Source organism: Arenivirga flava, assembly GCF_030161575.1.
Taxonomy (GTDB): domain Bacteria; phylum Actinomycetota; class Actinomycetes; order Actinomycetales; family Microbacteriaceae; genus Arenivirga; species Arenivirga flava.
This window is the reverse complement of the sequence record NZ_BSUL01000001.1, coordinates 603,404-615,703: the sequence shown is the minus strand read 5'-3', so window position 1 is coordinate 615,703 and position 12,300 is coordinate 603,404. Positions and strand designations below refer to the sequence as shown.

Sequence of the window (12,300 nt, the reverse complement as noted above, 5' to 3'; positions counted from 1 at the left end):
CCTGGGCGGATGACGGATGCACCGATCGCCGCCCGCCGACCGACCGTGCGCGAGCACCACGGGCACCGCTTCGAGGACCCGTACGAGTGGCTGCGCCAGAAGGAGTCGCCGGAGGTGATCGCGCACCTTGAGGCCGAGAACGCGCACACCGAGGCGGAGACGGCGCACCTCGCCCCGCTGCGCGAGCGCCTGTTCGAGGAGATCAAGGGCCGCACGCTCGAGACCGACCTCAGCGTGCCGGTGCGCGAGGGCGGCTGGTGGTACTTCGGCCGCTCGATCGCGGGCGCCGAGTACGGCGAGCACTGCCGAGTGCCGGTGACGGATGCGGACGACTGGACACCGCCGAGCGTGCCGGAGCCGGACGGCGACGCCGTGGTGCGCCTGCCCGACGAGGAGGTGCTGCTCGACGAGAACGCCGAGGCCGAGGGCCACGACTTCTTCGCCCTGGGCAGCTTCGACGTGAGCGCCGACGGGCGCCTGCTGCTCTGGGCCGTCGACACGGAGGGCGACGAGCGCTACACGCTGCGCATCCGGGACCTGACGACCGGCGTGACGCTGCCGGATGTGCTCCAGGACACCGCCGGCGGTTCCTTCTTCGACCCCTCCGGTCGCTACGTCTTCTCCACGACCGTCGACGAGGCCTGGCGCCCCGACACGGTGTGGCGCCACGAGGTCGGCACCGCCGCCACCGCCGACGTGCGGGTGTTCCACGAGCCGGACGAGCGCTACTGGGTGGGTGCCGGGCTGACCCGCTCGAAGCGCTACCTGCTCATCGAGCTCGGCTCGAAGATCACGAGCGAGACCCTGCTGCTCGACGCCTCCGATCCGACCGGGGCCTTCGCGCCGGTCTGGCCGCGCGAGGAGGGCGTCGAGTACGACGTCGAGCACGCCGTGATCGACGGCGAGGACCGCCTGCTCATCGTGCACAACCGCGGCGCGCTCGACTTCGAGCTGGTGAGCGTACCCGCGGCGCACCCGAGCGCCGAGCCCGAGGTGCTCGTCGCGCACCGCGAGGGCGTGCGTCTCGAGTCGGTCGACGCCTTCGCCGGCCAGCTCGCCCTCGACTACCGCCGCGAGGCGCTGCCGCGGGTCGCGGTGGCGCGCCTCGACGGCTCGCCGATCGCCTTCGAGGAGCTCGAGACGGAGGGCGCCCTCGATGCGCTCTGGCTCGGCGGCAACCCGGAGTGGTCGCAGCCGGTGCTGCGGCTGAGCCTGGGCGGCTTCACGACCCCGCGCACGGTGCTCGACCTGGACGTCGCGACCGGCGAGCGCACGGTGCTCAAGCGGCAGCCGGTGCTCGGCGGCTACGACCCCGCCGACTACGCCGAGGCGCGCGACTGGGCCGTCGCCGAGGACGGCACCCGCGTGCCCGTCTCGCTGGTCTGGCGCCGCGACGCCGTCGGCGACGGACCCGTCCCGACCCTGCTCTACGGCTACGGCTCCTACGAGCACTCCATCGACCCGGGCTTCTCGATCCCCCGCCTCTCGCTGCTCGACCGCGGCGTGGTCTTCGCCATCGCGCACGTGCGCGGCGGCGGCGAGCTGGGGCGCGCCTGGTACGAGCACGGCAAGACGCTGACCAAGGTGAACACGTTCACCGACTTTGTCGCCGTCGCCCGCCACCTCGTCGCGATCGGGCGCACCGCGCCCGAGCAGCTCGTCGCCGAGGGCGGCAGCGCCGGCGGCCTGCTCATGGGCGCCGTCGCGAACCTCGCGCCCGAGGCCTTCGCGGGTATCCTCGCGGCGGTGCCGTTCGTGGATCCGCTCACCAGCATCCTCGATCCCACCCTGCCGCTCACCGTCATCGAATGGGACGAGTGGGGTGACCCACTGCACGACGCCGAGGTGTACCGGTACATGGCCGGCTACTCCCCCTACGAGAATGTGCGAGCGGATGCGGTTTACCCGCGCATCCTCGCCGTCACCAGCCTCAACGACACCCGCGTGCTCTACGTGGAGCCCGCCAAGTGGACGGCGCGGCTGCGCGAGGTCGACGCGCCGGTGCTGCTGAAGACGGAGATGAGCGCCGGACACGGCGGTGTGAGCGGGCGTTACGAGTCGTGGCGGGAGCGCGCCTTCGAGCTGGCCTGGATGCTCGAGGTGCTCGGCCGGGCGGACTGATCCCGCCCGTCATTCGACGAAGCGCACGGCCTCCTGCAACCGGGTGCGCACCTCGAAGAGCTCCTGCCCGCCGATGGCCGGCGCGCCGAGCACGCCGATGCGCAGCACGTGGGGCAGGCGCGGGCGCTGCACGAGCGCCGCGGCCATGCCCCGGTGCTTGCCCGCGTCGAGCACGCCCTCGGGGCTGGCGCCGTCCGGCACCACGATGAGCAGCCCGCTCACCCGCACCCGGGCCGCGCGTCCGAGGGCCTTCGCGCGCTGGGCCAGCGTGGCGAACGGCGTCTCACCGTGCGTCAGTCCCTCGCCGATGAGCTCGCCGCGCTTGAGCTTCACCGGCGCACCCCAGTCCTGCGACGCGACGGCGAACAGCCCGCTCGGGCCGAGCACGACGTGGTCGAGCTTCGTGGCGCTCGCCGGACCGAGTCCGTCCTCCCCCGGCGCGAAGCCGCCGGAGAAGCCCCGCTGCTCGACGATCACGTCGTGCCAGGCCGTGTAGGCGATGCCGAGCTCGGCGATCTGGGCGGCCGTGGCCTCCTCGGCGATCGCATCCGCCAGCAACAGGCGCAGCTCCCGCGGCGCGCTCTGCACGATGCGGGCGTCGAAGGGGTCGTCGAGGTCGGCGCCTCGGCCCGCCCACTCCCGCACGAGTTCCAGGTAGCGCTGGCGCATCCATCCGCCCGGATGGCCGTAGCTGCGCGCCTGCGGCCTGGTCTCGCGGCGCTCCCGCGCTCGCGGCGCCCAGCTCGCGGGCTCGTCGGCGTGCGCGAGACGACCGCGGTCGTAGCGGGCGCGGCCTTCGGGGGTGCCGATGAGGTCCCAGGCGGCCTGCACCGCGTGGAACTCGTCCGCCCGACCGCCGGTGTCGGGGTGCGTCTCGCGCAGGCGCCGGCGGTGAGCGCGGCGCAGCGTGTCGTGGTCGGCGTCGGCCGGCACCCCGAGCACCTCGTAGGGCGAGTCGGAGAGCGGGCTGTCGGGCACCAGCACAGGGTATCCGAACGCCGGCTGCGACTAGCCTGGACCCATGGTGGAACCGGTCGTCGTGCGCTTCGTCCCCGGCGTGACGCCGGCCAAGTGGCAGCGCGCCTGGGCCGAGCGCATGCCCGCGCACCCCCTCGAGGTGCGCCTCGCCGAGCAGGCCGAGGCCGTCGAGGCCGTGCGCGCCGGCGACGCGCTGCTGGCGCTGGTGCGGCTGCCGCTCGAGAACGCGGACGAGCGGATGCACGTGGTGCCGCTCTACGAGGAGCGCGCCGTGGTCGTCGCCCCCGTCGAGCACGACTTCGAGGCCGCCGAGTCCGTGACGCTCGCCCAGGTCGAGGCCGAGACTGTGCTGCCGGTCGGCGAACGGGCACGCATCGAGGACGGGGTCCCCGACCCCGTGAAGGCCGCCGTGGAGCTGGTCGCCGCGAACGTGGGGGTGGTCGTGCTGCCCATGTCGGTGGCACGGCTGCACGCCCGCAAGGACGTGATCGCGAGGCCCGTCGACGACGCGCCGACCACCCGGGTGGGGCTCGTCTGGTTGCGCGATGCCGACGGCCCGCTCGCCCAGGAGTTCATGGGCGTCGTGCGCGGCCGCACCGCCCGCAGCTCCCGCGGCACCGCCTCCGAGCCCGCCGGGAAGGCCCCGAAGCACGCGAAGCCCGCCTCGCCGGCCCGCCGCAGCGCGACGCCGGCCCGCACGCCCAGGGACCGCTCCAAGGGTCGCGGCAAGCGGCGTTGAGCCTGCCGGCGTAGCCTGCGCGCATGAGCGCCGCAACCGATCCGACCGCCCTGCTCGACGCCGTGCCGCGAGGCCTGCTGATCGGCGGTGGTTGGCGCACCGCCGAGCGCACCTTCGACGTGCGCGACCCCTCTGACGGCGCGGTGCTCGCCGCCGTCGCGGACGCGGACGGCGACGACGCGCTCGACGCCCTCGCTGCCGCGCACGAGGCCTTCCCGGCCTGGCGCGACACGGCGCCGCGCGAGCGCGCCGAGGTGCTGCGCCGCGCGTTCGACCTGCTCGAGGCGCGCGCCGAGCAGGCCGCGCTGCTCATCTCGCTCGAGATGGGCAAGAGCCTCGAAGAGGCCCGCGGCGAGGTGCGCTACGGCGGCGAGTTCCTGCGCTGGTTCGCCGAGGAGGCCGTGCGCATGGGCGGTCGCACCGCCCGGCTGCCCGAGGGCGGCGGCACGATGATCGTGGAGCGCCGCGCGGTCGGGCCCTGCTATCTCGTCACGCCGTGGAACTTCCCCCTGGCCATGGCCACCCGCAAGATCGCGCCGGCGCTCGCCGCCGGCTGCACGGTCGTGCTCAAGCCCGCCGACGCGACCCCGCTCACGAGCCTCTGGTTCGCCGAGCTGCTGCGCGAGGCGGGCGTGCCCGACGGCGTCGTCAACGTCGTCACGACGAGCCGGGCGGATGCGGTCAGCGACGCCCTGCTCGCGGACCCCCGCCTGGCGAAGCTCAGCTTCACCGGCTCCACCCCCGTCGGCCGCCAGCTGCTCGCGCAGTCCGCCGGCCAGCTGCTGCGCACCTCGATGGAGCTCGGCGGCAACGCCCCCTTCCTCGTGTTCGAGGACGCCGACCTCGAGCAGGCCGTGGAGAGCGCGATGGCGGCGAAGTTCCGCAACATCGGCCAAGCCTGCACCGCGGCGAACCGCTTCCTCGTGCACGCGTCCGTCGCCGAGGCCTTCACGGCGCGTCTCGCCGAGCGGGCCGGCGCGCTGCGCCTCGGGCGCGGCACGGACGACGGCGTCGACCTGGGCCCGCTCATCCGCACCTCCGCCGCCGAGCGCTGCGCCGAGCTCGTCGCCGACGCGCTGGATCGCGGCGCGGTGTTGCGCACGGGCGGCTCGCGCCGCGACGGGGCGTTCTTCGAGCCGACGGTGCTCGCCGACGTGCCCGCCGGAGCGCGCGTGCTCGAGGAGGAGGTGTTCGGCCCCATCGCGCCGATCACGACCTTCGCGGATGAGGACGAGGCGGTCGCGCTCGCGAACGCGACGCCGTACGGGCTGGTCGCCTACGCCTGCACGGCCGACGTGACGCGGGCGCACCGACTGCTGCGGCGCATCCGCTCGGGCATGCTCGGTATCAACACGGGCGTCGTCTCGAACGCCGCGGCGCCCTTCGGCGGCGTCGGGCACTCCGGCTTCGGTCGCGAGGGCGGCGAGGAGGGCATCGAGGAGTACCTCGAGGTCGTCTACGGCCTCATCGCCGATTGAGCGCCGCCGGCCGGGCTCAGCGGGCGAGCTCCGCGGCGCGGGCCACGATCTCCTCGACCACGCGGCGGCCCGTCGCCAGGTTCACGCGCACGTGACCGGCGCCGGCGAGCCCGAAGCTCGGTCCGGCGTTCACCGCGACGCCGGCGTCGAGCAGCCGATCGGCCGGCTCGCCCAGCGCCGCGTAGGCGGTCAGGTCGATCCAGGCGAGGTAGGTGCCCTCGAGCGGCGCGACCCGCGCCTCGGGCAGCACGGCGGCCAGGCCCTCGCGCAGCGTGCGGTCGTTGCCCTCGAGGTAGGCGGTGACCTCGTCGAGCCACGGCTCCCCCGCCGCGTAGGCGGCGATGGTGGCGTGCAGGCCCGGGGTCGAGGCCCCGTGGCTGGCCATGAAGCCGATCGAGCCCCAGCGCGCGCGGTCGCGCGGGTTGGTCAGCACGATCTGCGCCGTCTTGAGGCCGGGCAGGTTCCACGCCTTCGAGGCGCTCATGGCGGTCACCGCGGTGCGCGCCGCCTCCGGCGACACCGAGGCGTAGGGCACGTGCCGCCGGCCGTGCAGGGTGAGCGGCGCATGGATCTCGTCGGCGAAGACGCGGGCGTCGTGGCGGGCGGCGACCTCCGCGATCGCGATGAGCTCGTCGCGGGCGAACACCTTGCCGGTCGGGTTGCCGGGGTTGGCCAGCACGAGCACGTCCGCGCCCGCGGCGAACGCCGCGTCGAGCGCGTCCAGGTCCATGGCGAAGCCCCCGCCCGCATCCCGCAGGAACGGCAGCTGCAGCACCTGGCGGCCGAGGGAGGGCGGCACGTCGAGGAACGGCATGTACGCGGGCGTGGGCACGATGACCGGCGCGCCCGGGCGCGAGAACTCCGTGATGGCGAGCACGAGCCCCTGGATGACGTCGGCGAGCGGATGCACGTGCGCCGCCTCCGGCCGCCAGCCGTAACGGTGCCCCATCCAGTCCGCGGCGGCATCCCCCATCCGCTCGTGCAGCGCCTCGGAGGCGTAGCCGAAGTCGCCGCGCTCGGTGACCTCCCGCAGCGCCTCGAGCACCGGCGGCGCGGTGCCGAAGTCCATCTCGGCGACCCAGGCGCCGAGCGCGGGGACGCCGCGGGGGTCAGTGAGCGTCCACTTCAGCCCGCCGCGCTCGCGCAGCGCCTCGGGGGTCAGTGCGTCCCAGTCGTCGTGCCGTGCCATCGCCGCTCAGCCCCGCCGCGGACCGTCGGTGTCGGGCACCTTCACGAGCACCGCGGTGAGGAGGAAGACGGCGGCGGCGAGGTACTGCGCCATGACCCACAGCTGCCCGGAGAAGCCGAACGGCACCACCGGGTTCCAGAGCACCGCGATCGCCGCAAGCGGTGCGATCCAGGCGAAGCGCTTGACCTGCACGAGCAGCACGATGGTGATGAGCGCGAGGATCGCGGCGGCGTAGCGGATGAAGAGAAACGCATCCGTGCCCACCAGGAACGTCCCGGCGAGCAGCACGATCGCGCCGAGGATGCCCGCTGCGATCGCGGGACGGCGGACGGGCGGCTTCGCGGGGGTGGGACGGCTCACCCGACGAGCCTATCGAGGGCGAGCCGCCCGTCCCCCGCCCGCATCAGCCCGCGTAGCGCAGCAGCGCCGCCACCGGGCTGCCGTTCGGCAGGTCCTGCGCTCGCACGGCCCGCACGGCGCCGCCGTGGCGCAGCACGCGGGCCGCGATCTCGTCGACGATGCGGTACGCATCCGGCGTGGGCTCGGGCAGCTCGGTGACGACACCCGCCTCGTCGATCGAGCCCTCCACGCCCCAATCGATGTCGATCAGCAGCTCCTCCACCTGGCCGAGCGTCGCAGCCCGGGCCACTTGCGCGAGGTCGCCGGCCGAACGCCCCGCGGTGAAGCGATCCTCGAAGCGCTGGCGCCAGGCGACGAGCTCGGCGGCGCCGTGACGGTCGAGCACCCCGCGGGCGAGCTCGGCGACGCGGCCCGCATCGAGCGATCCGGGATGCTGCTCGATGCCCTCCGCCAGCAGATGCTCGTAGCGGTTGACGGCGCGGTACGCGGGGGCGAGGTCGTTGGAGGCGGCGAGGATGAGCGGACGCTGCGTCGTGCGCAGGTGCGGCAGCGCCGCGTCCTGCACGGCGCTCGCGAAGCGGCGTCGCTCCGGCGTCTCGCCGGTGGCTCCCTTGGCGCGAGGAAGGTCGGCCTGACCGCCCTGCTCGGTGATCTCGAGGATCGAGTGCAGGTCGTCGGGCAGATCGAGCGGCTGCTCCTCGGGCGCGCCCTCGGCGCTCACCGCGAAGAGCCGGGCGCCCTGCTCGTGCAGCAGCAGCACCCAGCCCTCCTGCGCGATCGCGAGCGAGCGCAGCAGCGGGCCCACGTCGAAACGGTCGCCGACCGCGACGAGCGGCTCGAGCCGGTTCGGCAGGGTGAAGGCGTGCAGCACGCCCGGGGCGGCGAAGACCGCGATGCTGCGGGCCTGGCGTCGCCAGAAGCCGTCGTCGTCGACGAGCTCGTCGAGCGCGGGCCGCACCTCGGCCGCGTCCTCGGCGCCGAGCTGGCCGAGCGCGTCCTGCACGGCACCGCGCAACGCGAGACGTGCGGCGTCGGCCTCGGCGGGTCGGTTCGACGAGGGCACGACGAGCGACACGCTGGCGGCGTGGCGCTGGTCGATCAGCTCGGCGAGGTCTTCAGGGGTCGGGAGCGTCACGTGCAACATGCCCCGACGCTATGAAGCGGATCCGGCCGGTGGTCGGATCCGCACCGAGCGCGGAGAGGACGTCCAGCACCCTCGCCGTTGGATGCGCCTCAGCCGAGCAGATCGCCCAGCCAGCCGCCCTTCTTGCGGCGGTAGGGCTGCTGCCCGTAGCCGTAGCCGCCACCGCGCGGGTAGCTGCCGGGGCTCGAGTTGTAGTGCCCGCGTGGCGGCATCGCTCCGGGGTAGGGCTGCATGGGGGGCTGCTGCGGCGGGTACGCGGGCGCGGCGCTCGGCTGCGCGGGCTGCTGCGGCCGGGCGGGCGGCGCGGCGGCCTGGAGCTGCTGCTCGGCGCGCTCGAGGATCTTGTCGAGCTCGCCGCGATCGAGCCAGACGCCGCGGCACTCGGGGCAGTAGTCGATCTCGACGCCGGAGCGCTCGCTCATGACGAGGGTGGCGTTGTCCTGGGGGCACTTCATGCGCTCATCCTGCTGTGATCGGGTATCCCGCGGCTGTGAAGCTGCACTGACTGCACCTGCGCCGAGCGAGACGCCGGGCTCGGTGCGCCCGCACGTGACGTTCAGGTCGCGCACAGGCGGGATGCCGCGCCCCGCAGTACCGTCGCGCGGTGACGAGTCCCAGCCCGCGCCGCGTGAGCAATCGCATCCCGAGCCTCGACGGGCTGCGCGGCGTCGCCGCGGTCGTGGTGCTGCTCTACCACGTGAGCCTGGTCGCCCGACCCCTCGTCGACGGCACGGACGCGTGGGCCTGGCTCACCCACTCCCCCGCCAAGGTCGTCTTCGCCGGCACCGAGGCGGTGCTCGTGTTCTTCGTGCTCTCGGGCCTCGTGGTCACGCTGCCGGCGCTGCGCGCCAGGTTCGACTGGCCCGCCTTCATGAGCTCGCGCCTCATCCGCCTCTACGCGCCGGTGGCCGCGTCGCTGGTCTTCGCGGCCGCGCTCGTACTGCTCGTGCCCCGCGACCTCTCGCGCGTGGTCGAGGGCTCGTGGAGCGATACGGCGCAGGCCCGCGAGGTCAGTCTCGCGATGGTGCTCGGCGAGGCCAGCCTGGCGCCCGTCACCTACGACCTCAACAACGTGCTCTGGTCGCTGCGCTGGGAGCTGATCTTCTCCCTCGCCCTGCCCGTCTTCGTCGGCGCGGCGCTGCTGCTGCGCCGTCGCGCGCTGCTCGCGGCGATCGTCGCGCTCGGCGTGAGCCTGCTCGGTCGGCTCGTCGACCTCGAGGCGCTCGTGTACCTGCCGGTCTTCCTCGTCGGCGCCCTCATCGCGGTGCGGATGGAGGATGTGCGCGCCTGGGCGGCCCGGCCGCGCCGCCGCGGCTACTGGCCGGCCTTCGCCGTCGTGTCGGTGATGCTGCTCATCGCCAGCTGGGTCACTCGTCCGCTGCTGCCCTCGGGGTCGATCGCCAACGCCGCGGTGTGGGGGCTGTCGGCCACGGGAGCCGCCGGTGTGCTGCTCGTCGCGCTCGGCTGGGTGCGCGCGCGCAGGGCGCTCGAGGGCCGCACCGCGCAGTGGCTCGGCCGCACCTCGTTCAGCCTGTACCTGGTGCACGCGCCGATCCTCGGCACGCTCACCTACGTGTTCCGCGACGAGCGCTGGTGGGCGGTCGCGCTGATCGGCATCCCCGCCTCCTTGCTGATCGGATGGGCGTTCACCGACCTCGTCGAGGCCCCCTCGCAGCGACTCGCGAAGCGCCTGGGCAAGCGGGTGTCGAAGGCGTTGAAGCGGTTCCAGCAGCCCCCGGCGGAGCCGCTCGGCGGCGACCCGAGCGACGAGCCGGATCAGTCGGCCGGCAGCGCGCGCCGCGCCTGAACCCGGCGGCGCAGTCCGCCGAGCACCCGCTCGACCGGACCGCGGTGCTCCGCCCGCCAGCCCTTGCGCGCCGCCGCGGCCTCCAGCACCTGCGACCAGCGCTGCGTGACCGCCTCGTCCGTGTAGCCGAGCGATGCCTCGCGGGCGCTGGCGCGCATCGCGCGGACCGCATCCTCCGGCAGCTCCTGCAGCCGGTCGATCCGCTCGGCCAGCGCGGCCACGTCGCCGGCCGGCACGACGTAGCCGTCCACGCCGTCGCGGATCATGTCGCTGGGGCCGTACTCGATGTCGTAGGCGATGGGGATGCATCCGGCCGCCATGGACTCGACGAGCACGAGCGGTGCGCCCTCGGCGGTGGAGGTGAGCAGGCTGAAGTCGCCGTCGCGGAAGGCGCCCGAGGCCCCGCTCCGGTGACCGTGGAGCACGACGCGCTCGGCGGCGCCCTCGGCGGCGACGGCCGCCTCCACCTCGCCGCGGCGGTCGCCGTCGCCGTACACGTCGAGCCGCACGGCATGCGACGCCCGGGCCACGGCGGAGACGGCGTGCGGCACGCGCTTGCGGCCGGTCAGGGAGGCGAGCATGACGCCGCGGCCCCTCGGGCGGTCGATCGGCGCCGCGATCAGTTCGTCGAGCTCGCGCGCGTTGGGCACGACGGCGACGTGCGCCCGGACGGTCAGGTCGTGCTCCAGATCGCGGCGCTGCCGCTCGGTGAGCACGACGACGGCGTCGTACTGGTCGGCGTGCTCGAGCACCTCGCGGCGGCTCGCCTTGAACGCGCCGTCGGCGCCGCGGTGCGAGCTGTGCACGAGGTGCACCGTGAGCGCGTGCGCTCGCCGGTACCCCCGCACGAAGCGCGCCGAGGTCTTCGAGTCGACGATCAGCACCGCGCGGCGCCGGTCCGTCAGCGCGTCGAGCCAGAACCGGTAGAGCGCCCACACGCTGCCCCAGCCGCGCACGGGCTCGCCGTGCGCGTCGCAGAGCACCACCGAGCGACCGCCGAGGACCCCGGGCTCCGTGACGTCGCGGCGGTCGCTGACGAGCAGCGAGCCGTCGGGGCGGTAGCGGTCCACCTGGAGCACGGTGCCGTCCGGGCCGCGGCGCGTGCGACGGCGCAGCACACCCTCGTGATGCTCGTCCTCCCCGTCGCCCAGCGGCGTGAAGAGCCGGTCCGCTCCTGCGCCGGCGGTGACCGGGTGGGCGGCCAGCCAGTCCCAGAGCTGCGTGACGGCGACGCCCGGTGCGAGCGCGCCCGAGGCGCGCATCCGCTCGACCACGGCCGCGGTGTCGAGGCGGTCGTCGAAGGTGAGCACGGTGACCGGCCAGCCGGCGGCGGCGAACGCGGCGGACCGCTGCAGCAGCGCACTGGTCATGCCGCCGAAATCGTCGGGGATGCCCCAGGTGATCGCGAACTGCTCCGCGTCGGGGAGTCGGGGGCTCGGTTGCGGGTCACCCGCCGACGCTACCCTCGGCGACCTGAGCGCCCGGCTCCTCCCAGCCGGGTCGCAGCGGAGGGGTCATGCCAGCAGCGCCAGGAGCGCTCCGGGCCCGATCGCCGCGGCCCCCTCGGCGGCGAGGCGCTCGCGCAGCCCGCGGTCGGCCGTCACGACGACGACCGCGCGGCCCTCGCCGATACGGTGCCCGGCCAGCTCGACGAGCGCCCCGTCGCCATCGGCCGCCGCCGCGTGCTGGGTGAGGCCGGGCACGGTGCGCTCGGCGGCGGGCCGCGCCGCTCCCTCGAGGACGAGCTCGATCGCCGGCCACGCGTGCGAGCCGGCGACGCCGAGCGCGGCCGCCGGCGCACCGGCGACCGCCAGCGCGCCGAGGGCGTCGGCCAGCCTCGCCGCGGCGCCCGCGCGATCGCGCCACCAGCCGTCCGGGCGCGAGCCCACCACGTTCGCGCCGTCGACGAGCAGCGTCAGCGGTGCCTCGAGCATGGCGCGCAGCGCGGACCAGCTCGCGGCGAAGCCGGGTGCAGCGGCAGTGCGCCGACCTCGTCGAGCGGCACCCAGCGCAGCTCGAGGCTCTCCGCGTCGGCGATGACGGGCTCGAAGGGCTTGCGCACCGCCGCCAGCACGGTGGTGTAGCTCCAAAAGCCCAGGTCGAGCACGCTCGTGCGCTGCAGGACGAGGGATGCGCGGGGCGCGCCGGACTCCTCCGCCGCCTCGCGCAGGGCGCCGTCCACGGCGGTCTCGCCCTGCTGGACCGCCCCGCCGGGGATGCCCCACGTGCCGCCGAAGTGGCTCCAGCCGACCCGGTGCTGCAGCAGCACGCCGCGCGCCGGATCGTGGGCCAGCAGGCCGGCGGCGCCGAAGCGTCCCCAGTAGCGGCGCCCGTCGGGCGCCTCGACCCACGCATCGCCCGGGTCGCGGCCGATCGCTCCCGGGGGCGGGGTCTCGGCGGCGCTCACCCGCACAGCCTAGGGCGGCGGGGGTCCGGCACGGGTCGAGACCGTCCGGTGTCGGCGGCCGCCCCTACGCTGAACGC

At 74.9% G+C, this 12,300-nt stretch carries 12 protein-coding genes; 4 read left to right on the top strand and 8 right to left on the bottom strand.

Annotation, left to right across the window (positions count from 1 at the left end):
• Nucleotides 1-9: 9 nt before the first annotated feature.
• Nucleotides 10-2,121 (top strand): S9 family peptidase, encoded by a 2,112-nt coding sequence (locus QQK26_RS02975; protein ID WP_284229904.1) that lies wholly within the window; start codon nt 10-12, stop codon nt 2,119-2,121.
• A gap of 9 nt (nt 2,122-2,130) precedes the next feature.
• On the opposite strand, the gene QQK26_RS02970 is transcribed toward QQK26_RS02975, so the two are convergent.
• On the bottom strand, nt 2,131-3,099 hold the full coding sequence (locus QQK26_RS02970) for a J domain-containing protein (RefSeq protein WP_284229898.1): 969 nt from the start codon (nt 3,097-3,099) through the stop codon (nt 2,131-2,133).
• Nucleotides 3,100-3,142: 43 nt separating this feature from the next.
• Here QQK26_RS02970 and QQK26_RS02965 point away from each other — a divergent pair, with 43 nt between their 5' ends.
• Both QQK26_RS02965 and QQK26_RS02960 read left to right on the top strand, forming a co-directional pair.
• Nucleotides 3,143-3,838, top strand: coding sequence for a LysR family transcriptional regulator substrate-binding protein (locus tag QQK26_RS02965; protein WP_284229896.1), 696 nt, complete (start codon nt 3,143-3,145; stop codon nt 3,836-3,838).
• Between the two features lie 23 nt (nt 3,839-3,861).
• Complete coding sequence (locus QQK26_RS02960; RefSeq protein WP_284229895.1) at nt 3,862-5,316, top strand: NAD-dependent succinate-semialdehyde dehydrogenase; 1,455 nt, start codon at nt 3,862-3,864, stop codon at nt 5,314-5,316.
• Nucleotides 5,317-5,332: 16 nt separating this feature from the next.
• Here QQK26_RS02960 and QQK26_RS02955 read toward each other — a convergent pair whose 3' ends face one another.
• The 4 genes from QQK26_RS02955 to QQK26_RS02940 form a co-directional block, all read right to left on the bottom strand.
• Entirely contained in the window at nt 5,333-6,505 is a 1,173-nt protein-coding gene (locus tag QQK26_RS02955) for a MalY/PatB family protein (protein WP_284229893.1), read from the bottom strand.
• A 6-nt stretch (nt 6,506-6,511) separates the two neighbouring features.
• Entirely contained in the window at nt 6,512-6,865 is a 354-nt protein-coding gene (locus QQK26_RS02950) for a DUF6804 family protein (protein ID WP_284229892.1), read from the bottom strand.
• A gap of 43 nt (nt 6,866-6,908) precedes the next feature.
• Complete coding sequence (locus QQK26_RS02945; protein ID WP_284229890.1) at nt 6,909-8,009, bottom strand: baeRF11 domain-containing protein; 1,101 nt, start codon at nt 8,007-8,009, stop codon at nt 6,909-6,911.
• A gap of 89 nt (nt 8,010-8,098) precedes the next feature.
• Nucleotides 8,099-8,464, bottom strand: coding sequence for a TFIIB-type zinc ribbon-containing protein (locus tag QQK26_RS02940; protein WP_284229888.1), 366 nt, complete (start codon nt 8,462-8,464; stop codon nt 8,099-8,101).
• A 149-nt stretch (nt 8,465-8,613) separates the two neighbouring features.
• Here QQK26_RS02940 and QQK26_RS02935 point away from each other — a divergent pair, with 149 nt between their 5' ends.
• Nucleotides 8,614-9,816 carry an acyltransferase family protein gene (locus QQK26_RS02935; protein ID WP_284229886.1) on the top strand — a complete coding sequence of 401 codons (1,203 nt, stop codon included), beginning with the start codon at nt 8,614-8,616 and terminating at the stop codon, nt 9,814-9,816.
• Here the strand turns inward: QQK26_RS02935 and QQK26_RS02930 are convergent.
• The 3 genes from QQK26_RS02930 to QQK26_RS16150 form a co-directional block, all read right to left on the bottom strand.
• A complete protein-coding gene (locus QQK26_RS02930) occupies nt 9,786-11,186 on the bottom strand; it encodes a glycosyltransferase (protein ID WP_284229884.1) in 1,401 nt (466 codons plus the stop codon). The two genes, QQK26_RS02935 and QQK26_RS02930, sit on opposite strands and share 31 nt — an antisense overlap.
• Nucleotides 11,187-11,330: 144 nt before the next feature.
• A complete protein-coding gene (locus QQK26_RS16155) occupies nt 11,331-11,750 on the bottom strand; it encodes a hypothetical protein (RefSeq protein ID WP_348519982.1) in 420 nt (139 codons plus the stop codon).
• Nucleotides 11,732-12,223, bottom strand: coding sequence for an NUDIX domain-containing protein (locus QQK26_RS16150; RefSeq protein ID WP_348519981.1), 492 nt, complete (start codon nt 12,221-12,223; stop codon nt 11,732-11,734). The genes QQK26_RS16155 and QQK26_RS16150 overlap by 19 nt, the downstream gene beginning before the upstream one ends.
• Nucleotides 12,224-12,300: the final 77 nt, after the last annotated feature.

Bases quoted from the DNA above. Each gene is read 5' to 3' on its own strand.
- QQK26_RS02975 (WP_284229904.1), top strand. From the start codon at position 10: ATGACGGATGCACCGATCGCCGCCCGCCGACCGACCGTGCGCGAGCAC.
- QQK26_RS02955 (WP_284229893.1), bottom strand. From the start codon at position 6,505: ATGGCACGGCACGACGACTGGGACGCACTGACCCCCGAGGCGCTGCGC.
- QQK26_RS02965 (WP_284229896.1), top strand. From the start codon at position 3,143: ATGGTGGAACCGGTCGTCGTGCGCTTCGTCCCCGGCGTGACGCCGGCC.
- QQK26_RS02940 (WP_284229888.1), bottom strand. From the start codon at position 8,464: ATGAAGTGCCCCCAGGACAACGCCACCCTCGTCATGAGCGAGCGCTCC.
- QQK26_RS16155 (WP_348519982.1), bottom strand. From the start codon at position 11,750: ATGCTCGAGGCACCGCTGACGCTGCTCGTCGACGGCGCGAACGTGGTG.
- QQK26_RS02930 (WP_284229884.1), bottom strand. From the start codon at position 11,186: ATGACCAGTGCGCTGCTGCAGCGGTCCGCCGCGTTCGCCGCCGCCGGC.
- QQK26_RS02960 (WP_284229895.1), top strand. From the start codon at position 3,862: ATGAGCGCCGCAACCGATCCGACCGCCCTGCTCGACGCCGTGCCGCGA.
- QQK26_RS02945 (WP_284229890.1), bottom strand. From the start codon at position 8,009: ATGTTGCACGTGACGCTCCCGACCCCTGAAGACCTCGCCGAGCTGATC.